This is a genomic window from Streptomyces massasporeus (assembly GCF_014648995.1).
Classification (GTDB): domain Bacteria; phylum Actinomycetota; class Actinomycetes; order Streptomycetales; family Streptomycetaceae; genus Streptomyces; species Streptomyces massasporeus.
In genome coordinates this window covers 104497-125695 of sequence record NZ_BMSE01000025.1, presented here as the reverse complement: position 1 = coordinate 125695, position 21199 = coordinate 104497, and the positions used below count along the sequence as shown (strand labels likewise).

At 67.8% G+C, this 21199-nt stretch carries 16 protein-coding genes; 5 read left to right on the top strand and 11 right to left on the bottom strand.

What is annotated here, in order from left to right; all coding sequences use genetic code 11:
- Window positions 1-261 precede the first annotated feature (261 nt).
- The 3 genes from IE153_RS36625 to thyX all read right to left on the bottom strand — a co-directional run bounded on the left by IE153_RS36625 (window position 262) and on the right by thyX (window position 3955).
- Window positions 262-1947: a ribonuclease J gene (locus IE153_RS36625; protein ID WP_189594004.1), complete on the bottom strand. Its 1686-nt coding sequence runs from the start codon at window positions 1945-1947 to the stop codon at window positions 262-264.
- Between the two features lie 155 nt (window positions 1948-2102).
- On the bottom strand, window positions 2103-3002 hold the full coding sequence (gene dapA / locus IE153_RS36620) for a 4-hydroxy-tetrahydrodipicolinate synthase (protein ID WP_189594003.1): 900 nt from the start codon (window positions 3000-3002) through the stop codon (window positions 2103-2105).
- A 212-nt stretch (window positions 3003-3214) separates the two neighbouring features.
- Window positions 3215-3955, bottom strand: a complete 741-nt coding sequence (gene thyX, locus IE153_RS36615) for an FAD-dependent thymidylate synthase (protein ID WP_031109938.1) — start codon at window positions 3953-3955, stop codon at window positions 3215-3217.
- Window positions 3956-4131: 176 nt separating this feature from the next.
- Between thyX and IE153_RS36610 the strand changes: the two genes are divergently transcribed.
- A complete protein-coding gene (locus IE153_RS36610; protein ID WP_175435088.1) occupies window positions 4132-4371 on the top strand; it encodes a hypothetical protein in 240 nt (79 codons plus the stop codon).
- Between the two features lie 112 nt (window positions 4372-4483).
- Window positions 4484-5038 (top strand): SCO5741 family PH domain-containing membrane protein, encoded by a 555-nt coding sequence (locus IE153_RS36605; RefSeq protein WP_189594002.1) that lies wholly within the window; start codon window positions 4484-4486, stop codon window positions 5036-5038.
- 73 nt (window positions 5039-5111) lie between these two features.
- Here IE153_RS36605 and IE153_RS36600 read toward each other — a convergent pair whose 3' ends face one another.
- The 5 genes from IE153_RS36600 to rpsO form a co-directional block, all read right to left on the bottom strand.
- Window positions 5112-5567, bottom strand: coding sequence for a hypothetical protein (locus tag IE153_RS36600; protein ID WP_031109934.1), 456 nt, complete (start codon window positions 5565-5567; stop codon window positions 5112-5114).
- A 13-nt stretch (window positions 5568-5580) separates the two neighbouring features.
- On the bottom strand, window positions 5581-6333 hold the full coding sequence (gene dapB, locus IE153_RS36595) for a 4-hydroxy-tetrahydrodipicolinate reductase (RefSeq protein ID WP_189594001.1): 753 nt from the start codon (window positions 6331-6333) through the stop codon (window positions 5581-5583).
- Between the two features lie 29 nt (window positions 6334-6362).
- The gene (locus IE153_RS36590; RefSeq protein ID WP_185012210.1) at window positions 6363-7742 is read right to left on the bottom strand and encodes a M16 family metallopeptidase; all 1380 of its coding nucleotides are present in this window, start codon (window positions 7740-7742) and stop codon (window positions 6363-6365) included.
- Window positions 7739-9958, bottom strand: coding sequence for a polyribonucleotide nucleotidyltransferase (locus IE153_RS36585; RefSeq protein ID WP_189594000.1), 2220 nt, complete (start codon window positions 9956-9958; stop codon window positions 7739-7741). Before IE153_RS36585 ends, IE153_RS36590 begins: the two co-directional genes overlap by 4 nt.
- Before the next feature lie 292 nt (window positions 9959-10250).
- Entirely contained in the window at window positions 10251-10538 is a 288-nt protein-coding gene (gene rpsO, locus IE153_RS36580) for a 30S ribosomal protein S15 (protein ID WP_003993372.1), read from the bottom strand.
- Between the two features lie 268 nt (window positions 10539-10806).
- Here rpsO and IE153_RS36575 point away from each other — a divergent pair, with 268 nt between their 5' ends.
- Entirely contained in the window at window positions 10807-11100 is a 294-nt protein-coding gene (locus IE153_RS36575) for a DUF397 domain-containing protein (protein ID WP_189593999.1), read from the top strand.
- 268 nt (window positions 11101-11368) lie between these two features.
- Here the strand turns inward: IE153_RS36575 and eccD are convergent, their stop codons facing one another.
- Window positions 11369-12880 (bottom strand): type VII secretion integral membrane protein EccD, encoded by a 1512-nt coding sequence (eccD, locus tag IE153_RS36570; protein WP_229829343.1) that lies wholly within the window; start codon window positions 12878-12880, stop codon window positions 11369-11371.
- 309 nt (window positions 12881-13189) lie between these two features.
- Here eccD and eccCa point away from each other — a divergent pair, with 309 nt between their 5' ends.
- Together eccCa and IE153_RS36560 are read left to right on the top strand one after the other, a co-directional pair.
- A complete protein-coding gene (gene eccCa, locus IE153_RS36565) occupies window positions 13190-17164 on the top strand; it encodes a type VII secretion protein EccCa (protein WP_189594009.1) in 3975 nt (1324 codons plus the stop codon).
- Between the two features lie 106 nt (window positions 17165-17270).
- The gene (locus IE153_RS36560; RefSeq protein WP_189593998.1) at window positions 17271-18221 is read left to right on the top strand and encodes a hypothetical protein; all 951 of its coding nucleotides are present in this window, start codon (window positions 17271-17273) and stop codon (window positions 18219-18221) included.
- 42 nt (window positions 18222-18263) lie between these two features.
- On the opposite strand, the gene IE153_RS36555 is transcribed toward IE153_RS36560, so the two are convergent.
- Together IE153_RS36555 and IE153_RS36550 are read right to left on the bottom strand one after the other, a co-directional pair.
- A complete protein-coding gene (locus IE153_RS36555) occupies window positions 18264-18899 on the bottom strand; it encodes a hypothetical protein (RefSeq protein ID WP_189593997.1) in 636 nt (211 codons plus the stop codon).
- The gene (locus tag IE153_RS36550) at window positions 18896-21193 is read right to left on the bottom strand and encodes a hypothetical protein (RefSeq protein WP_189593996.1); all 2298 of its coding nucleotides are present in this window, start codon (window positions 21191-21193) and stop codon (window positions 18896-18898) included. The genes IE153_RS36555 and IE153_RS36550 overlap by 4 nt, the downstream gene beginning before the upstream one ends.
- Between the last annotated feature and the right edge of the window lie 6 nt (window positions 21194-21199).

The following is a 21199-nucleotide window of genomic DNA, read 5'->3' as shown; positions in this document are numbered from 1 at the left end:
TTTCCGACTCTATCAGATCTTTCCGATCCGATTTCCTCGGTGCTTTCCAGGTTCCCGCTTGCGCGTTTCCCTTTCCGGCGGTTCCGACTTTATCAGAAGTTCTGAGTCGGAATTCCCCTCCCCGGCCGGACATGGTTCCTAGTGCCTAAGTTGGCCCGGGTGCCCCGTCGGGAGGAGTTGTAAACCTACTGGAGCGGGGCGCCTCGATGCAAATCGAGGCGCCCCGCTCCCAGTTGGCGCTTGCTCAGGCCCGACGGACCGTCAGACCTCCACCACCACAGGCAGGATCATCGGACGGCGCCGGTAGGTGTCCGAGACCCACTTGCCCAGCGTGCGGCGTACGAGCTGCTGAAGCTGGTGGGGTTCGACCACGCCGTCCTGCGCGGAGCGTTCGAGCACCTCCGTGATCCGGGGGACCACGTCGGCGAAGGCGGAATCCTCGATGCCGGAGCCGCGGGCCTGGATGTGCGGGCCGCCGGTGATCTTCCCGGTGGACGAGTCGATGACGAGGAAGACCGAGATGATGCCCTCGTCGCCGAGGATCCTGCGGTCCTTCAGCGCCGGCTCGCCGACGTCACCGACCGAGAGGCCGTCCACGTAGACGTATCCCGCCTGGACCTTGCCGGAGATCTTGGCCTTGCCCTCGACGAGGTCGACGGCGACACCGTCCTCAGCGATGACGATGCGGTCGTGCGGGACGCCGGTCAGGGCGCCCAGCTCGGCGTTGGCCCGCAGGTGCCGCCACTCACCGTGCACCGGCATCAGGTTCTTCGGACGGCAGATGTTGTAGAAGTACAGCAGCTCGCCCGCGGAGGCGTGGCCGGAGACGTGGACCTTGGCGTTGCCCTTGTGGACCACGTTGGCGCCCCAGCGGGTGAGGCCGTTGATCACGCGGTAGACCGCGTTCTCGTTGCCGGGGATCAGGGACGACGCGAGGATCACCGTGTCGCCCTGGACGATGCGGATCTGGTGGTCGCGGTTGGCCATGCGGGACAGGGCCGCCATCGGTTCGCCCTGGGAGCCCGTGCAGACCAGGACGACCTCGCTGTCCGGGAGGTCGTCGAGCGTCTTGACGTCCACGACCAGGCCCGGGGGGACCTTCAGATAGCCCAGGTCCCGCGCGATGCCCATGTTGCGGACCATGGAGCGGCCGACGAAGGCGACGCGGCGGCCGTACTCGTGTGCCGCGTCCAGGATCTGCTGGATGCGGTGCACATGGCTGGCGAAGCTCGCGACGATGATGCGCTTGCGGGCGCCGGCGAAGACCTGGCGCAGAACGTTGGAGATCTCCCGCTCCGGCGGGACGAACCCCGGCACCTCGGCGTTCGTCGAGTCCGAGAGGAGGAGGTCGATGCCCTCCTCGCTCAGACGTGCGAATGCGTGCAGGTCCGTGAGGCGGCTGTCCAGCGGGAGCTGGTCCATCTTGAAGTCACCGGTGTGGACCGCCATGCCCGCAGGCGTGCGGATGGCCACGGCCAGCGCGTCCGGGATGGAGTGGTTGACCGCGATGAACTCGCAGTCGAAGGGGCCGATGCGCTCGCGGTGCCCCTCCGCCACCTCGAGGGTGTAGGGGCGGATGCGGTGCTCCTGGAGCTTGGCCTCGATGAGGGCGAGGGTCAGCTTGGAGCCGATCAGCGGGATGTCGGGCTTCTCGCGCAGGAGGAAGGGGACACCGCCGATGTGGTCCTCGTGCCCGTGCGTGAGCACGATGCCCTCGATGTCGTCGAGGCGGTCCCTGATGGACGAGAAGTCCGGCAGGATCAGGTCGATGCCGGGCTGCTCCTCCTCGGGGAAGAGCACGCCGCAGTCGACGATGAGAAGGCGGCCGCCGAATTCGAAGACCGTCATGTTGCGGCCGATTTCGCCGAGGCCGCCGAGCGGGGTGACGCGCAGGCCGCCTTCGGGGAGCGGCGGGGGCGTGCGGAGTTCGGGATGCGGATGACTCAAAAGACTCTCCTCACCACGCACGCCACGTACCGGTGGGGCACGTGGCGCGCGTGACGTTCGTGCAGAAGCAGTTGTCTGTGTGGGGTGCGCGGGCACCGGTGGCCCGCTTATTCAGTTGTGAAGCAGGTGCGCGGGGGTCCGCGCGAAGTCTGATGTCAGAGCTGTACCCCGCCCGCGGCAAGATCGATCTTGAGTTGCTCGATCTCCTCGGGCGCGCACTCGACCATGGGGGCACGCAGCGGCCCGGCGGGCAGCCCCTGCAGGGCGAGCGCAGCCTTGGTGGTCATGACGCCCTGGGTGCGGAACATACCCGTGTAGACGGCGAGCAGTCGCTGGTGGATCTCGGTGGCCTTCTGGACGTCGCCCGAGGTGTACGCCTCGACCAGGGCGCGCAGCTCGGGGGTGACGACGTGGCCGACGACCGAGACGAAGCCGACCGCGCCGACCGAGAGCAGGGGCAGGTTCAGCATGTCGTCGCCGGAGTACCAGGCGAGACCGGAGCGGGCGATGGCCCAGCTCGCTCGGCCGAGGTCGCCCTTGGCGTCCTTGTTGGCGACGATCCGCGGGTGCTCTGCCAGGCGGACGAGCGTCTCGGTGTTGATCGGGACGCCGCTGCGGCCGGGGATGTCGTAGAGCATCACCGGAAGGCCGGTGGTGTCGGCGACGGCCGTGAAGTGCCGGTAGAGGCCTTCCTGCGGGGGCTTGTTGTAGTACGGGGTCACGACGAGCAGGCCGTGAGCGCCGGTGCGCTCCGCCGCCCGGGCGAGTTCCATGCTGTGGTGGGTGTCGTTGGTGCCGACTCCGGCCACCACGTGGGCACGGTCTCCGACCGCCTCCAGGACCGCCCGTACGAGATCCGCTTTCTCCGCGTCGCTGGTGGTCGGGGACTCGCCGGTGGTGCCGTTGATGACCAGGCCGTCGTTGCCTGCGTCCACCAGGTGGGCGGCGAGCCGCTGCGCGCCGTCGAGGTCGAGTGCGCCGTCCGCCGTGAAGGGCGTGACCATGGCGGTGAGGACCCGCCCGAAGGGGGTCTGCGGAGTCGAGGTCGGAGCCATGGGTTACACGCTACTCGTTGCTCAGGACCGGGTCTGCCCATGGGGCAGGCGACAAGTCGTGACAAAGGTGGAGCCCGGCACTGCCTGCTCGGGGGTTCAAGCAGTGCCGGACCCGTTTGATCAGGCTAGATGAACTTCTCCAAATGCCGCAATACGGACACTTCGCACGGCTGAACCGTACATCTGTACCTGACCGGGTGATCTGGGCCGCGTTACGGCGCCACGCGTCCGTTCCCGTTGAAGGCCGCGTAGGTGAGCGGCATGAGCCGGGACCACTCGGCTTCCATCTTCTCGCCGACCATCTCGATCTCGCGCTGCGGGAAGGACGGGACCTTGGCCAGCTCGTGCTGGGTGCGCAGGCCGAGGAAGTGCATCAGCGAGCGGGCGTTGCAGGTGGCGTACATCGAGGAGTACAGGCCGACCGGGAGGACGGAACGGGCCACCTCGCGGGCGACGCCGGCGGCGAGCATCTCCTGGTAGGCCTCGTACGCCTGCCGGTACGAGTCCTCCATGACACGGCCGGTCAGCTCCTGCTGGGCCTGGGTGCCCTCGACGAAGACGTACTTGCCCGGGCGGCCCTCCTGGACCAGCTTGCGGGACTCGTCGGGGACGTAGAAGACGGGCTGGAGCTCGCGGTAGCGGCCGCTCTCCTCGTTGTACGACCAGCCGACGCGGTGCCGCATGAACTCGCGGAAGACGAAGATCGGGGCGCTGATGAGGAAGGTCATCGAGTTGTGCTCGAAGGGGCTGCCGTGCCGGTCCCGCATCAGGTAGTTGATCAGGCCCTTGGAACGCTCGGGGTCCTTCTTCAGCTCGTCCAGGGACTGCTCGCCGAGGGTCGAGACGCGGGCGGCGAAGAGGACGTCCGCGTCGGACGCGGTGTGCTTGACCAGCTCGACGGTGACGTCGCTGCGGTAGCTGGGTTTGAGGTCGTCGGCGGGAGTGTCGGTCACGGTTGGCAGGGCCTTCCCATCTCGTCGTGTGGCGACGCCACTCTACGGCCCGGCCGATTCGGTGCGATCGGTGGCGTGCCGCTATGAAGTTGGTGAAACAGGGCACCTCTGAGGGAGTTCGTTCGTCTCTACAGACGAAAGTGATCCGTTCCACCCTTGAAGGAGACGTACCCCTGATGTTCGGTCGGCGTGAACCCGTACCGTTTGCCTTCGTAGCCGAGGCCGACAGGTTCCGCAGCAATGTCACTCCCCCTCCGCGCGAGCGGTCGTCCGTCGGTCAGATGGCCGGCCGTTGGCTGCTGGGGCTCACCATCGTGGCGGGGCTCGTGGGGTCCCTGGTCATCGGGACGCCCGCGCTGACGCCCGGCAAGACGGCTGATCAGCCGCAGCAGTCGCAGGCGTCCGAGAAGCGCTGAACCGCACCGCTGCGGCGGTGACTCCATCCGGCCCCCCGCCAGTGGTGACCGGGCACACAGATCGGTAGCCTCACCGGGCACAGCCCACGCATGGATCGAGTGAGGACCCGCCGTGCCCCTGCCCTTCCTGACGGCCGACCGCGTTTTCGAGGCGGCGGACGACGTTCCGTTGCCCTACGACGACCGTGACCGCTGGCGGCGGCCGTACCGGCCCGGGCCCTGGCGCGTGGGCGTCGCGGCGCTCGCGCTGCTGCTCGCCTCGTTCGTGCTGTTCGCGGCCGTCATCATCGCTGTGACGGCCGAACTGACCTCGGCCGCCGTGGTGTTCGCGCTCGCGCTGCTCGTCATCGCCGCGGCGATGCGGCTGCTGCGCATGGGCGTGTGGGTCAGCGCGCGCGGGCTGCGGCACGTGGGTTTCCTCACGACGCGTACGGCGTCCTGGGAGCAGGTCGTCTCCGTGCGTACGGTGCAGCAGCCGGTGCGCTGGCTGGCTCTGCCCCGGACCGTGCAGGGGCAGGCTCTGCTGCTCGGGCGCCAGGGCCAGGACGCCGCCACCCCGACGCCGTTGATGACGACGCACAACGCGGACTTCCTGGGCCGCACGGAGGCCTTCGACCGGGCGGCGGACGCGGTGGAGGCGTGGGCCGAGGAGTACGGCCCACGCTGACGTCCTCGGTCTCATGACGGTGGGGCCCGACCGTTCTCACGGTCGGGCCCCACCGTCATGAGTGGGCCGCGGTTCAGGCGGCTTCGGACTGCTTGCCGTCGTGCAGGGCGATCGCGTGCTGCATGGCCTTGCGGGCGCGCGGGGTGTCCCGGGCGTCGTGGTAGGCGACGGCGAGACGGAACCAGGTGCGCCAGTCGCCGGGGGCGTCCTCCGTCTCGGCCTTGCGCTTGGCGAAGACCTCGTCGGCCGAGTCGCGGTCGATGCGGCCGCTGGGGGTGCGCCGCAGTTCGTCGACGGGCAGCCCGCCCTCGGCGTCGAGTTCGGCGGCGAGTTGATTGGCCCTGCGGGCGAACTGGGTGTTCTTCCACAGGAACCACAGGCCGATGACCGGCAGGATCAGCACGGCGACACCGAAGGTGACGGTGAGGGGCGTGCCGGTCTCGATGAGCAGGACGCCACGGCTGCCGACCAGGACGAAGTAGACGACCAGGACGGCGGCGGTGACGGCGTAGGTGAGCTTCGCGCGCATGACGGTCAGAGGCTCAGTTCAGGTCCAGGAAGTGTTCCAGGCCGAACGTCAGGCCCGGGGTGCTCACCACGCGGCGGGCGCCGAGCAGGATGCCCGGCATGAAGCTGCTGTGGTGGAGCGAGTCGTGGCGGATGGTCAGCGTCTCGCCCTCGCCGCCCAGCAGGACCTCCTGGTGAGCCAGCAGACCGCGCAGGCGGACGGAGTGCACGGGGATGCCGTCGACGTCCGCGCCCCGCGCGCCGTCCAGGGCCGTCTCCGTGGCGTCCGGTGCCGGGGCGGCACCCGCCTCGGCGCGAGCCGACGCGATGAGCTGGGCGGTGCGCGTGGCGGTGCCCGACGGGGCGTCGACCTTCTTCGGGTGGTGGAGCTCGATGACCTCCACCGACTCGAAGTACGGTGCCGCGATCTGCGCGAACTTCATGTTCAGCACGGCCCCGATGGAGAAGTTCGGCGCGATGAGCACGCCCGTCTCGGGTGCGGCGGACAGCCAGCCGTTCAGCTGGGCGAGGCGCTCGTCGGTCCAGCCGGTGGTGCCGACGACCGCGTGGATGCCGTGGCCGACGCAGAACTCGAGGTTGGCCATGACCGAGTCGGGCGTGGTCAGCTCGACCGCGACCTGGGCGCCGGATTCGGTCAGCGTCTCCAGCTTGTCGCCCCGGCCGAGGGCGGCGACCAGTTCCATGTCCTCGGCGGCCTCGACGGCTCGTACGGCTTCCGAGCCGATCCGGCCCTTGGCGCCGAGGACCGCCACGCGCAGCTTGCTCATCTCTTGTGCTTCCTTCACCAGGGGGATTGTCAGGCGACGGCGTCGTTCAGGCGGGCCGCCTGTTTGTCCTTCAGCGGGCCGATGACCGAGAGGGAGGGCCGCCGGCCCAGGATCTCGCGGGCCACCTCGCGGACGTCGTCCGGGGTGACCGACGCGATCCGGGACAGCATGTCGTCGACGGACATCTGCTCGCCCCAGCACAGCTCGCTCTTGCCGATGCGGTTCATCAGCGCGCCGGTGTCCTCCAGGCCGAGGACCGTGGACCCCTGGAGCTGGCCGATCGCACGCCCTATCTCGTCGTCCGAGAGGCCGTGCTCGGCGACCTGGTCGAGTTCGTCGCGGCAGATCTTCAGCACGTCGTGCACCTGCGAGGGCCGGCAGCCGGCGTAGACGCCGAACAGGCCGCAGTCGGCGAAGCCCGAGGTGTACGAGTACACGCTGTAGGCGAGGCCGCGCTTCTCGCGGACCTCCTGGAAGAGGCGGGAGGACATGCCGCCGCCCAGGGCGGTGTTCAGCACGCCCAGGGCCCAGCGCCGCTCGTCCGTGCGGGCCAGGCCCGGCATGCCGAGCACGACGTGCGCCTGCTCGGTCTTGCGGTCGATCAGCTCGACGCGGCCCGCGGTGCGCAGGGCCCGCGTGCCGCTGCGCGGGGCGACCGGGTCGGCGGCGAGGTCGCCGAAGGCGCCGGCCTTCTCGAAGGCGGCTCGGACCTGCCGGACGACCTTGGCGTGGTCGATGTTGCCGGCGCAGGCGACGACCAGGTGGGTCGGGTCGTAGTGCTTCTTGTAGAAGCGGCGGATGCGGTCGGCGGTGAGGGCGTTGACCGTGTCGACCGTGCCGAGGACCGGGCGGCCGAGGGGGTTGTCGCCGAACATCGTGTGCGCGAACAGGTCGTGCACACAGTCGCCCGGGTCGTCCTCGGTCATGGCGATCTCTTCGAGGATGGCGCCCCGCTCGACGTTGACGTCGTCCTCGCGGATGAGCGAGCCGGTCAGCATGTCGCAGACGACGTCGATGGCCAGCGGCAGGTCGTTGTCGAGCACGCGTGCGTAGTAGCACGTGTACTCCTTCGCCGTGAACGCGTTCATCTCGCCGCCGACCGCGTCGAGCGCGGCGGAGATGTCCAGGGCCGACCTGCGGCTGGTGCCCTTGAAGAGCAGGTGCTCCAGGTAGTGGGTGGCGCCGTTCAGGGCCGGGGTCTCGTCGCGGGAGCCGACGTGCGCCCAGATGCCGAAGGTCGCGGAGCGGACCGAGGGCAGGGTTTCGGTGACGATGCGCAGGCCGCCGGGGAGGGTGGTCTTGCGGACCGTGCCGATGCCGTTCTCGCCCTTGATGAGGGTTTGGGTACGGGCGACGGCCCGCGCCTCCGAAGAGGTGCGGGCCGTCGCCTTGGAGCGCTGGGACGTCACTTGTCGGCGTCGTCCTTCTTCTCGTCCGAGCCTTCCTCGCCCTCGATCACGGGGATCAGGGAGAGCTTGCCGCGGGAGTCGATCTCGGCGATCTCGACCTGGACCTTGTGGCCCACACCGAGGACGTCCTCGACGTTCTCCACGCGCTTGCCGCCGGCGAGCTTGCGGATCTGCGAGATGTGCAGCAGACCGTCCTTGCCCGGGAGCAGCGACACGAACGCGCCGAAGGTGGTCGTCTTGACGACCGTACCCAGGTAGCGCTCGCCGACCTCCGGCATGGTCGGGTTGGCGATGCCGTTGATCGTGGTGCGGGCGGCCTCGGCGGACGGTCCGTCGACCGCGCCGATGTAGATCGTGCCGTCGTCCTCGATCGTGATGTCGGCGCCGGTGTCCTCCTGGATCTGGTTGATCATCTTGCCCTTGGGGCCGATGACCTCGCCGATCTTGTCCACGGGGATCTTCACGGTGATGATCCGCGGGGCGTTCGGGGACATCTCGTCCGGCGTGTCGATCGCTTCCATCATCACGTCGAGGATGTGGAGGCGGGCGTCACGGGCCTGCTTGAGGGCCGCGGCCAGGACGGAGGCCGGGATGCCGTCCAGCTTGGTGTCGAGCTGGAGGGCGGTCACGAACTCCTTGGTGCCGGCGACCTTGAAGTCCATGTCGCCGAAGGCGTCCTCCGCACCGAGGATGTCGGTGAGGGTGACGTAGTGCGTCTCGCCCTCGATCTCCTGGGAGATCAGGCCCATGGCGATACCGGCGACGGGGGCCTTCAGCGGCACACCGGCGTTCAGCAGCGACATGGTGGAGGCGCAGACCGAGCCCATGGACGTCGAGCCGTTGGAGCTCAGCGCCTCGGAGACCTGGCGGATCGCGTAGGGGAACTCCTCGCGCGTCGGCAGGACCGGCACGAGGGCGCGCTCGGCGAGGGCGCCGTGGCCGATCTCGCGGCGCTTCGGGGAGCCGACGCGGCCCGTCTCACCGGTGGAGTAGGGCGGGAAGTTGTAGTTGTGCATGTAGCGCTTGCGGGTCACCGGGGAGAGGGTGTCCAGCTGCTGCTCCATGCGGAGCATGTTCAGGGTGGTGACGCCCAGGATCTGGGTCTCGCCACGCTCGAACACGGCGGAACCGTGGACCCGCGGGATGGCCTCGACCTCGGCGGCCAGGGTGCGGATGTCGGTGACACCGCGGCCGTCGATGCGCTTCTTCTCCTTGATGACGCGCTCACGGACCAGGGTCTTGGTCAGCGAGCGGTACGCGGCGGAGATCTCCTTCTCGCGGCCCTCGAACTCCGGGAGGAGCTTCTCGGCGGCGAGCGCCTTGACGCGGTCCAGCTCGGACTCGCGCTCCTGCTTGCCGGCGATGGTCAGCGCGGAGGCGAGCTCCGGCTTGACGGCGGCGGTGAGGGCCTCGAGAACGTCGTCCTGGTAGTCCAGGAAGATCGGGAACTCGCCGGTCGGCTTGGCGGCCTTGGCGGCGAGGTCCGACTGGGCCTTGCAGAGCACCTTGATGAAGGGCTTCGCGGCGTCCAGACCGGCCGCGACGACCTCCTCGGTCGGCGCCTCGACGCCACCCTCGACCAGCTTGATGGTCTTCTCGGTGGCCTCGGCCTCGACCATCATGATCGCGACGTCGCCGTCCTCCAGGACGCGGCCCGCGACGACCATGTCGAAGACGGCGTCCTCGAGCTCGGTGTGCGTCGGGAAGGCCACCCACTGGCCGCTGATCAGCGCGACGCGGACGCCGCCGATCGGGCCGGAGAAGGGCAGGCCGGCCAGCTGCGTGGACGCGGACGCGGCGTTGATCGCGACGACGTCGTACAGGTGGTCGGGGTTGAGCGCCATGATCGTGGCGACGACCTGGATCTCGTTGCGCAGGCCCTTCTTGAAGGAGGGGCGCAGCGGGCGGTCGATCAGGCGGCAGGTGAGGATCGCGTCCTCGGAGGGACGGCCCTCGCGGCGGAAGAAGCTGCCGGGGATCTTGCCGGCGGCGTACATCCGCTCCTCGACGTCCACCGTGAGGGGGAAGAAGTCGAGCTGGTCCTTGGGGTTCTTGGAGGCGGTGGTGGCCGACAGCACCATGGTGTCGTCGTCCAGGTACGCCACGGCGGAGCCGGCGGCCTGCTTGGCCAGGCGGCCCGTCTCGAAGCGGATGGTGCGGGTGCCGAAGGTGCCGTTGTCGATGACGGCCTCGGCGTAGTGGGTCTCGTTCTCCACTAGCGTTATCTCCTCGTCTTCGTCCCGTCGCTGCCCGTGTGGCAGAGGGACGGTTGCGGAGAAGCGCTCCGGGCTGTGCGGGCCGGTCTTCGATCGAAGCACCCGGGGCTCGCTTTCCCCCGGGGGCCACTACCGAGGACCGGCGGCGGCTAGGTGCGCCTCTCCTCTTCTTGTTGTGCTACGTCGTCCGTATTGCGTTGTGCTACCACACTACAAAGTCGTGGTGACACTCCGCACGTACAGCAAAGGGAGCGGTCCCCTTTCCTTCGGGAACCGCTCCCCTCACGGCGTCTTACTTGGCGCCCGCCGCACCGCGGCGGATGCCGAGGCGGTCGACCAGCGCACGGAAGCGCTGGATGTCCTTCTTCGCCAGGTACTGGAGAAGGCGGCGGCGCTGACCCACCAGGATCAGCAGACCACGACGGGAGTGGTGGTCGTGCTTGTGGGTCTTGAGGTGCTCGGTCAGGTCCGAGATGCGGCGCGAGAGCATGGCGACCTGGACCTCGGGGGAGCCGGTGTCGCCCTCCTTCTGGCCGAACTCGGTGATGATCTGCTTCTTCGTAGCGGCGTCGAGCGGCACGCGTACTCCTCGTAGTCTGTGATGGGCCACCGAGTGCCCCCGGTCTGTGTCTCGGGGGAGCTTCCGTTACTCGGGAGGCGGGGATCCGCTGAGCGCGGCCTCCAGAGCGGTGAGCTCCGGGGGTGCGTACACAAACGGCCGTCGACCAGCGTACCAGGCGGCCGGGACCCTCTTTGCCCTGGTCTCCGAAGCTCCCGGCCGGAGGGCAGGGGGCCACTAGGGTGAGCAGATTCGGATCGTTCGTACGTCGGGAAGGGGTCGCTGCGGCATGGCGGAGACGGCTGAGGAGATCAAGGCACGCAAGGAGCGGGAGCGGGACGAGCTGTACGCGCTCGACATCTCCGGTGTCGAGTGGCACAGCGCGCCGGGCACCGAGGGCCACGAGGAGCGGGTGGAGATCGCCTACCTGCCCGAGGGGGCCGTGGCGATGCGGTCGTCGCTCGACCCGGACACGGTGCTGCGCTACACGGAGGCGGAGTGGCGGGCGTTCGTGCTGGGGGCGCGGGACGGGGAGTTCGATCTTGAGCAGGGGGCGCGCCACGGGGGGCTTGGCCCGGAGTGACGGGCGGGCACGGGAGCCTCTACCGGGTCGTCGGGCAGTCCCCGACGACCCGGTCATCGAGCCGGCGAGCCCCTGTGCGGCGCTGCCTCGTGGCGGTCGGCGACGTGTCCGAGCGAGCGGGAAACGGGTTCCACGACGGCCCTGCGGCCGCCGCTACCCCGCTGGACGGCGGGCCGGCGCCCCGCGTTGTCGTCCGGCCCTTCCCGTAGGTGTGGTGGATTCGCCGCCCGGATGGACCGGGTGAACACGGATGGCAGCTGGGCGGGGCTCAGCTGGTCATCGAGCGGACTGCCGAGTACACGTCGAACACCGCCAGGGTCAGCGGCACCAGGGTCAGCAGCACGAAGCCCTCGGCGATCTCCAGGAAGCGTCCCCAGAACGGGGTGAGGCCGCCGCGCGAGACGATCAAACCGATCGCCGTGACGAGCGCGGCCGTCGCGGCGATCGCCGCGACGAGCCAGATGGTCCGGAGGTCGAGGTCGCTGCGATCGCCCGTGAGGGCCTCGCGGACGGCCGAGTGCGGCGGATTGAGTGCCAGCCCCAGGCCGAGCAGTACGAGAGAGGCGAGACCGGCGGCCAGGACGGGGGCCACCTGGCCGGTGTACCGGAAGAGATGGGCGCGCATCAGCATGGCCAGGCCCGTCGCCAGGGCCAGGAGCTGGGCCCAGACGTTCTCGGAGAACCCGAGGACCGCCGAGGAACCGACGGCGAGCAGTGCGCAGCCGCCCACCAGACCGACCAGGAGTTCGTGTCCACGCCGTGCCTGGGCGGCGACCCGCTCGGCGTCGACCGGCTCCTGGGGGGCGGGGTCGGTGTCGTACGCGCTGCGCGGGGCCGTGTTCGGGGTGTCGAAGCCGATCGGAAGCCGGGCGAAGCGCATGGACAGCCCCGGCAAGAAGGCCAGGCCTCCGACGGCGATCGGGGCACACAGGGCGGCGATCTCGGAAGGCGTCCAGTCCGCGAGGATCGCCGCGAACACGGCGATCAGACTGATAGCGGAGGCGACGACGAAGCCGACGAACGGCCCGTCCCCGCTCGGCGAGCACAGGGTGAGCAGCACCGAGGCCAGTAGCACCGCCGCGCAGGCGAGGAGGAACTGGAGCCGGCCGATGCCCTGTCCGTCGGCGAGCGGCAGGAGACCCGAGCCGGCCACGCCGACGTTGGGGAGGGCGCCGAGCCCCAGGGCGATGGCCGAGGCCCGGTCGTCGTAGACCCGGGCGCGCACGCAGGCCAGGACGACCAGGAGGACACCCGCGACCCCGGCGAGGATGCCGGGCAGGCTGTTCATGTCGTGCAGCGGGTCGCCCATCCAGGCCACGAAGGCCAGCAGGACCGGCAGTACGCCTCCCCCGACGAGACCCGCCGCGCGCGTCAGGTCGCCGCTCCACAAGGTGCGCTCGCTGGTCACGGCTGAGGCGACCGCCTCGGAGACGTCGTCGAAGACGGCGGGCGGCAGCGACTCGGAGAACGGGCGCAGCGCGAGGAGTTCGCCGTCGAGGATGCGCTGGGCGGCGAAGGAACGGGCACTGTCGAGGACAGTGCCGTCCCGGCGGACCAGGTGGTAGCCGACGGGCGCGCCCTCGGCGGGACTTTGCCGGGTGAGTGTGAGGATCTCCGGATACAGGTCGGCGACCGGGATGTCGTCGGGCAGCGCCACGTCGATCCGGCTGTCGGGCGCGACGATGGTGACGCGGCAGAAACCGAGACCCGTGCCCGCCCCGGCGGGAGTTCCCGTACCGGGTCCCCTTCCGGTGGCTGCCGCGGAGGCCGTCATGCTCACCTGCTGCTCCCCCTCAGTGATGATTTTTTACCTACAGTACGGAAGTCCTGCGCGGTTTCCCGTCCCCTGTGACCGATCGTGCGGCGAGGTCGCGGGAACACCCTCGGTGCCGGTCGCCGGGCTTCCGCGGGCGGCGGGATGTGACGCAATGCCGCGTTCACTCCGGCTCAAGTCCCGTGTGCCGACGCGAACTTCCGGCACCCTATCGCCCTTGCGTCCGCGGGAATCAGTAGGATCGCGCGGCGGCCTGCGTCCGCCTGACACGGGGCGGCGGACGGACTCTCGGGCTGGTCGAGTGAATGGATGCCAGTGAGCCACATCGTCGTGAAGCGCCCACCGCGGGTGCTGCCGTCCGAAGTGTCCACGCAGGACATCATCCTGCAGCCTCCACCGGAACTTCCGCGGGGCCATCGGGAAAGCGTGCTGATGCAACTCCTGCCGACGTTGGGCATGGGTGGCTCGGTGGTCTTCTTCTTCACGAGCGGGCAGCCGTTCATGAGGATTATGGGCATGGTCATGATTGCCTCGACCATCGCCATGTCCGTCGCGATGGTGATCCGCTTCCGCCGCGGCTCCCAAGGGGAGTTGGCGGACATGCGCCGCGACTACCTGAGCTACCTGGCGCAGACCCGGCGCACGGCCGTCGACACCGCGAAGGCACAGCGTGACGCGCAGTACTTCCTCCACCCCTCCCCCGAACAGCTGTGGGCCCTGGTCGCCGAGGGCAGCCGGGTGTGGGAACGACGCTCCGGCGACGAGGACTTCGCCCAGGTCCGCATCGGGCTCGGCGCGCAGAACCTCGCCAGGTCCCTCGTCACCCCCGAGACCGGCCCTGTGGAACAGCTGGAGCCGCTGACCGCGGGTGCGATGCAGCGCTTCATCGCCGTCCACAGCACCCTGGACGACCTGCCGATGGCGGTCTCGTTGCGAGCGTTCTACCACGTCACGGTCAGCGGCGATCCGCAGTCCGTACGGTCCTCCGCCCGGGCCATCACCGGCTCGCTGGCCGCACTGCACTCCCCGGAGGATCTGGTCATCGTGGTGGCGGCGGGACGCGAGGCCCTGCCCCACTGGGAGTGGGCGAAGTGGCTGCCGCACGTCCAAGCGCCGGGCGCCGTGGACGGAGCGGGCAGCCGCAGGCTGATCGACAGCGACACCCGGGAACTGGAGAACCTGCTCGCCACCCGGCTGACCGGCCGCCCGCGCTTCCACCCGAACGCGGCCCCCCTGCCGGAGGAGCCCCACGTCGTCGTCGTACTCGACGGCCTCACCCTGCCGCCGGACTCGGTCCTGGCCAATCCCGAAGGGCTCCAGGGCGTCACCGTCCTCGAGGTGGTCCCCGGCGAGCTCATCACGGGCGGCGGCGAGCTCTCCATCGTCGTACAGCCCGAAGCGCTGCACCTGGAGTCGGGACACGGTGTCGTCTACGAAGGAACCCCCGATGTCCTCTCCTACGAGTCCGCCGAAGCCCTCGCCCGGCAGCTGGCCCCGCTGCGGATGGCCTCGGGCGGTGACGACGACGAACCGCTGCTCGCCAACCTGGAGTTCACCGATCTGCTGAACCTCGGTGACGCGGCCTCCGTCGACACCCAGCGCACCTGGCGGCCGCGCTCGCTCGCGGAGCGGCTGCGGGTGCCGATCGGCGTCGGCGAGGACGGGCGCCCCGTGATGCTGGACCTCAAGGAGGCCGCACAGGAGGGCATGGGCCCGCACGGCCTGTGCGTCGGCGCCACCGGCTCGGGCAAGTCGGAGCTGCTGCGCACGCTGGTACTGGGCCTCGCGGTCACCCATTCGTCGGAGACGCTGAACTTCGTCCTCGCGGACTTCAAGGGCGGCGCGACCTTCGCCGGCATGGCGCAGATGCCGCACGTCGCGGCCGTCATCACCAACCTCGCGGACGACCTCACCCTGGTGGACCGCATGGGCGACTCCATCCGCGGCGAACTCAACCGCCGTCAGGAAATGCTGCGCGACGCGGGCAACTACGCCAACATCCACGACTACGAGAAGGCCCGCGCGGCCGGTGCCGCCCTGCAGCCCATTCCGTCGCTGGTACTGGTCATCGACGAGTTCAGTGAGCTGCTGACGGCGAAGCCCGACTTCATCGAGATGTTCGTGCAGATCGGCCGCATCGGCCGGTCGCTCGGTGTGCATCTGCTGCTGGCGTCGCAGCGCCTGGAGGAAGGCCGCCTGCGCGGTCTGGAGACCTACCTGTCGTACCGAGTCGGTCTGCGCACCTTCTCCGCCGCGGAGTCCCGCGCGGCGATCGGCGTACCGGACGCCTATGAGCTGCCGAACGTCCCCGGCTCCGGCCTTCTGAAGTTCGGTACGGACGAGATGGTGCGCTTCAAGGCGGCCTACGTCTCCGGCGTCTACCGCTCGGGCACGCAGCGAACCGCGCTGCGCGGCGGCCCGCTGCCGATGAACCGGCGGCCGGTGCTGTTCACGGCGGCCGAGGTGCCGGTGCAGTACATGACCGTGCCACAGCAGCGCCCTTCGGGTTCGGACCGGCCGGAGGTCGACGACGCGCTCGCCGACACCGTGCTCGACGTGATCGTGCGGCGGCTGGAGGCCCAGGGGCCGGCCGCGCACCAGGTGTGGCTGCCGCCGCTGGACAGTCCGCCGCCGCTCGACGCACTCCTGCCCGGCCTCACAGCGGTACAGGGCCGTGGCCTCACACAGCCGGGCTACGAAGGCGCCGGCCGCCTGGTCGTACCGGCGGGCCTGGTGGACAAGCCCTACGAGCAGCGCCGCGACCCGCTCTGGGTCGACTTCTCCGGCGCGGCCGGCCACATGCAGATCATCGGCGGCCCGCAGTCCGGCAAGTCGACGCTCCTGCGCACCCTGATCTCGGCGTTCGCGCTCACGCACACGCCGTACGAAGTGCAGTTCTACGGTCTCGACTTCGGCGGCGGCGGCATGGCGGCGGTGGCCGGCCTGCCGCACGTGGGCGGGGTCGCCTCGCGCCTGGATCCGGAGCGGGTGCGGCGCACGGTGGCCGAGGTGTACGGCGTGCTGAACCGTCGCGAGGAGTACTTCCGCTCCGCGGGCATCGCCTCGATCGCGGACTTCCGGGCCAGGCGGGCCCGGGGCGACATCCCGGTCACGGATCAGCCCTGGGGGGACGTGTTCCTGGTCATCGACGGCTGGGGCAACTTCCGCGCGGACTACGAGGCGATGGACCAGGTGATCCACGACATCGCGGCGCGCGGTCTCGGTTACGGCATCCACCTGATCCTGACGGCCTCGCGCTCGATGGAGGTCAGGGCCAATCTCAAGGACCACCTCATGAACCGTCTGGAGCTGCGGCTCGGCGACACGATGGACTCCGAGCTGGACCGCAAGGTTGCCGCGAACGTCCCGGCGGGGGTGCCCGGCCGCGGCCAGGCGCCGCAGAAGCTGCATTTCATGGCGGCGGTGCCGCGCATAGACGGTCTCACCTCCGACACGGACCTGGCGGACGCCACGGCCGCCCTCGCCACCGAGGTCTCCCGGCACTGGCAGGCCCCCGGTGCTCCCGAAGTCCGCTTGCTGCCGCGTGAGTTCCCGGCCGATCAGCTTCCTCCGGGCGATCGCTTCCCGCGCCGGGGCGTCGCCTTCGCCCTCGACGAGAACAACCTCGAACCGGTCTTCGTGGACTTCGAGCAGGACCCGTTCTTCCTCGTCTTCGGCGAGGGCGAGTCGGGCAAGTCGAACCTGCTGCGGCTGTTGATCCGGCAGTTGACGCAGCGGTACTCGGGCGACGAGGCCAAGCTGTTCGTCATCGACAACCGGCGCTCGCTGCTGGACGTGACGCCGTCGTCGCACCTCGCCGAGTACATCCCCATGTCCAACTCCATGGACCACCACATGGCCGCCCTGGCCGACCTGATGAAACGCCGCACACCGACAGCCGACGTCACCGCCCAGCAGCTACGGGACCGAAGCTGGTGGCGCGGACCCACGGTGTACGTCGTCATCGACGACTACGACCTCGTGGCCACGTCGAGCGGTAATCCGCTGGCGGGACTGACGGAACTCCTGCCGTTCGCCCGGGATGTGGGGGTGCGGTTCATCATCGCGCGGTCGACGGCGGGTGCGGGGCGGGCGTCCTACGAGGCGTTCATGCAGCGGGTTAAGGAACTGGGCGCGCAGGGTGTGGTGCTGGCCGGCGATCCGGGTGAGGGGGATCTGCTGGGCGGTGTTCGGCCGCGGCCCATGCCTGCGGGGCGGGGGGTCTTTGTGTCTCGGCGGAGGGGGAGGCCGTTGGTGCAGGTGGGGTTGAGTCCGGAGGGGGTGTATTGACGGTCGATGAATACTGGCGAGAAAACAACGACCGTTCTCATCCGCCGGGCAGCTCTGTTTGGTGTTTTGCCCCTGGCGCTTATTCGGCGGCTACAGCTGGTATCAGATGAGTGACACCGGAAAGGGTTGGCGGTACAAAGAGAAGCTGGCGACGTATTGCGACGGTTTGATCCCGTACGACGAGTCTGCCGTCTTCACCGGCCTCAACACAGGGATCGGCCTGTCCCACGACGAGCACCGTAGTTTCGGCGACGGCAGATTCAACTCCTGTCGGGTTTCCGACATGACGATGACCATCGGCCTGATCGCTGACGACGCCGTCAACTCCAGGCAGGATGGATTCGAGATGCTCGACACCTTGCATTCGAGCGCCTCGGAAAACCCTCCCAAGCCCCTCGGCGGGGGCTGGCAAGGGTATACGGATTTGCGCAATACCGGCGTTGTACTACCTTGCAACAACAAGCCCGCATCGGTCGTCGTATCCATCGCCGGGGATGAGTCATATGATAGTCCCCCCGAGGCCCGCAAGGTGGGGGAACTCGCAACCGCCGCCGCACGAAATGCGTACGCCCACTGGTCATGCAAGACGACCTTCGGCGGACGGATTCCTTCGATATCCGGACCGACGACGGAAAAGTACCCGTCCTCCGCCAAGGGCACTTGCGCAGGAATCCGCATAACTGGATACGAGAGGCTGCACATCGACTGGATCAAGGAAAGCAGGACGTCCGGCACCACGCCACTGGAGATGTGTGCGTTCGGCGAATTTGGGGCAAGTTCCGAACGCCTGTATGTGCTGGAAGCTGCGTTCGGCCCCTACGCCCAGCGTTTGCGGTCGGCGACCGATGAACCGGGAGCACTGAATGCAAATACCGGACTCGGGCTTGACATGGCGTGGGCGACCGCTGCTTGCCCCGGTTCCCCACGGGCAATTTTCAGTATCTACGCCACGGAATACGCCGATCCACGGAAGCCCTTCCTAATCCGGTCACTGCGCGGGTTCGCCGAGCGCTCAGCCGCACGCCACGGCTGTACGGATCTGAGACTACCGCACTGATTAGAAAGGCTGGCTGGCTTATGCAGTGCAGAACGAACCGACTCACCCATAAACGTCCAAATTATCTGGGATGTTCGGCTCATTGGTGCATGCCAGCTCATCCCGCAGCGTGCGAGCCAGTTTGACGGCCAACTGCTGGTGGAACGCCTCCGAGACTCTCGGGGTATCCGGCGCGCTGACCCTGGCTTCGAGAAGCACTTGCGCCTGCCCACTTGCGCCCCTGATGGCACAACGGAAAACGAGGTCGACGTCCCCGCCCACCCCGGACGGGTCAGCTACGTAGACTTCCGCATTTGCGCGTTGCCAGCGTTCGGTGTTGGTTTGCACGGACTTCAGGGAATCTGCCGCCCACCTCGCCGTCGCAGCAAAGTAGCCATTGCCCGAGAGTCCACAAGTCTCGTATTCCTTGAACCCCCTGAGTTTGTCATAAGGGTCAATCGCTTCCTGCGTCAGACCCTTCTTGAGCTGGTCAACAGAAAGCGCCCTGTTGGAGAACTTGAGATCGTCGGAATCAAGGATAGACCGCAGAGACTCCATGTTCTTGCGTCCGAACAGTGCGCTACAGGTTTTCCACTGCGTGGGCTGCTTTTCGCTGAGAGACTGCCCATCCGAGCAACCTGTCGACAATGCCAGCATCGCCATAGCCCCACACAGGGAAATCCGGGTCAGGGATTTCACGAGGCCACCTTCTCATTGTTCGAGATAGCTGTCTTCCCAGCCAAGTAGGACTGTTCGATCTCATTGACGAGATCGGTGGTTTCGTTGTTACCCATTCCGGTAGTTTGGGCGAAGTTGAGGACAGGCTGAGTGGCTGCCCGCTCGCCGACCTTCTCCACGTCCTGCACGGCTTGAAGCGCCTGAGGGTCGTTCGTGTACTCGTGGTCCTTCAGGTACTCCAATGTGTGGTTGCCATATGCGGTACTGACAGCGGATCCAGCGGACTCCATGACCAACGGAACCGCAGTGGCGGCCACGACACCCGCTGCCGGGCCTAGCAGAATCGCCGCACCAGCCGTCGCTGCCACGGTGGCTCCTCCGCTGACGAGCGACTTGCGCCACTCTCCGTTCTGCTCCTGCAGCATCTGCTGAGCCTCTTCCGGATCCTTGAATTCCTCACGAATCCCATGGGAGCGTGATTCATCGAGAATTCCATGTACTTTCGCAGCATTCTGAGCAAACGCAACACCGCGATCCTCATCGGTCTCAAACGCCGCGAGGCCACTCGCCATAAAGAGCTGCTGAGCGGCGGTCAGTGACTTATATCCGTCCTCGTCACCGGCCACCAGCATCATGAAGTTCCGCGCCTGCTGCTCGCCGAAGGGCGTTCGCGTCGATCCGTCGCTGCTGTTCTCGAAGAGCGCGTCTCGTCCCAGCGCGTCCCCCGAGCCACCGAAATCCATGATCGAATAGTTGAGGTCGTCGATGTATGACGCGCCCATCTTAGCCAGGCTGTCCTTCATCACCTCAGATGGCGATCCTCCCTCTGAGGCGGCGTTGTAGCGATTGATGACCTGCTTCATGATCTCGGCCGTATCGCTGTCCCGGTGTAGCTCCGGTGGGTCCGCGTCCCAAGCGTCGCCTGTGACCGCCGCCTCCAACGCGTGCCCGAGGGCGTCGGGGCCCATTGTCCGTGCATGCTGCGCTTCGTCACTGCCCGGATGTACGAGACTGTCAGGAGCCCACGCAAAGTCCTTGCCGTTCAGGACGTCGAAGTAGCCATCACTAAGTGTGCCGTTCTTGTCGACTGTGCCGTCCTCCTTATACACGGTCGGCTCGTCGGTGAAGAACCTTTTTGCAGCCTCCGGACTGTGCCCAAGTCCTTCAAGTACGCTCGTGAGCGGGTCATAGCCCGCGCCGTTCCTTCCTGACGGGTTGTATCCCCAGTCGAGGTCGGCCCCTCCCGTCACCGGCTTGTTGTTCATGAAGAAGTCAGGATCCTTCTGGTGAAGTTGAACAACGTGCTCCGCGATGGGGTTGATGAACTCTGCATCATAGTTCCCATATCGCAATAGCCCCCCGAGGACTTGGTATCCGTAGGGCGGGTTCGGGGCCCCCGGGTAGATTTCGATTGACCGGGTTCCCAGTTTTCTGAACTCTTCCCCCCAACTCGCTGACAGGTGCGGCTCATTGTCCGGGTCGGTCGCTGTGGCGAGCGCGTTGCCCATGTTGCGCTGAAGTTGTCTGGTCAGGGCCAATCGTTCTTTATGATCATCGCCCTGCGTACCTTCGAGAGCCATACGACCGTAGAAGTCCAAAGTCTCCTCGGGCCCCCCAAGAGACTTGTAGAAGGCCGTGCTGAAATCTGCGTCCTTCGCGTTCCACTTCATGATGGAGTTCAACTCAGTGAACTGCTTGTCAGTCATCTTCGGACCAAGCTTCGCCAGCTCCGCCGCCCGCTCAGACTGAGCGTCGTCTAGGGATTTGTACGAGCTGTGCCCGGCGTTGTGCGGATCGCTGCCGTGACTCTTGCGGAGCGCGCGAGCCACCGACGTATCGATCTCTGTGGCGTGGGCGATGAGCCGGTTGATGCGACTCTCCAACTCCTGCTTGGCATCGAGCTGGTCCTGGGTACGCTCGTCGGTGTCGCCCCGGATGTGTGGGAAGTAGCAGCGGACCTTACCGTCGCCGATGTCCTCGACGCGGACCCCGAGGGTCGGGGCATCAGCCTGGACTGCGGTCTTGATCTGCTTTTGAAGGGAGGCAAGTTCCGTGTGGGCGTCGTTCAGGACCTGATAGATGCTGTTCGCCTCGGCGTGGAGGTCCGCGATCTCATTCGTCGTCTTGGTGACGAAGCCGCGTGTCACTGTGGCGTTCGCACCAGCCCACCGGGCCTTTTCCGACTTGGCCTGCATTCCCCTGCGCGCGTTCCGCGCTGCGGTCTTGAGCTTGTCGACGGCGCTCTTCCAGTCTGAGACGGCGGTGGCCAGCTTGCCCAGGTCCACCTCAACCAGATCCATATACTTGACGGCCACCGGGCT

What these genes read in the sequence shown, in the direction of transcription:
- dapA (WP_189594003.1), bottom strand. Translation starts at nt 3,002, where the DNA reads ATGGCTCCGACCTCGACTCCGCAGACCCCCTTCGGGCGGGTCCTCACC.
- IE153_RS36610 (WP_175435088.1), top strand. Translation starts at nt 4,132, where the DNA reads ATGTTCGGTCGGCGTGAACCCGTACCGTTTGCCTTCGTAGCCGAGGCC.
- IE153_RS36600 (WP_031109934.1), bottom strand. Translation starts at nt 5,567, where the DNA reads ATGCGCGCGAAGCTCACCTACGCCGTCACCGCCGCCGTCCTGGTCGTC.
- dapB (WP_189594001.1), bottom strand. Translation starts at nt 6,333, where the DNA reads ATGAGCAAGCTGCGCGTGGCGGTCCTCGGCGCCAAGGGCCGGATCGGC.
- IE153_RS36575 (WP_189593999.1), top strand. Translation starts at nt 10,807, where the DNA reads ATGGCGGAGACGGCTGAGGAGATCAAGGCACGCAAGGAGCGGGAGCGG.
- IE153_RS36560 (WP_189593998.1), top strand. Translation starts at nt 17,271, where the DNA reads ATGAGTGACACCGGAAAGGGTTGGCGGTACAAAGAGAAGCTGGCGACG.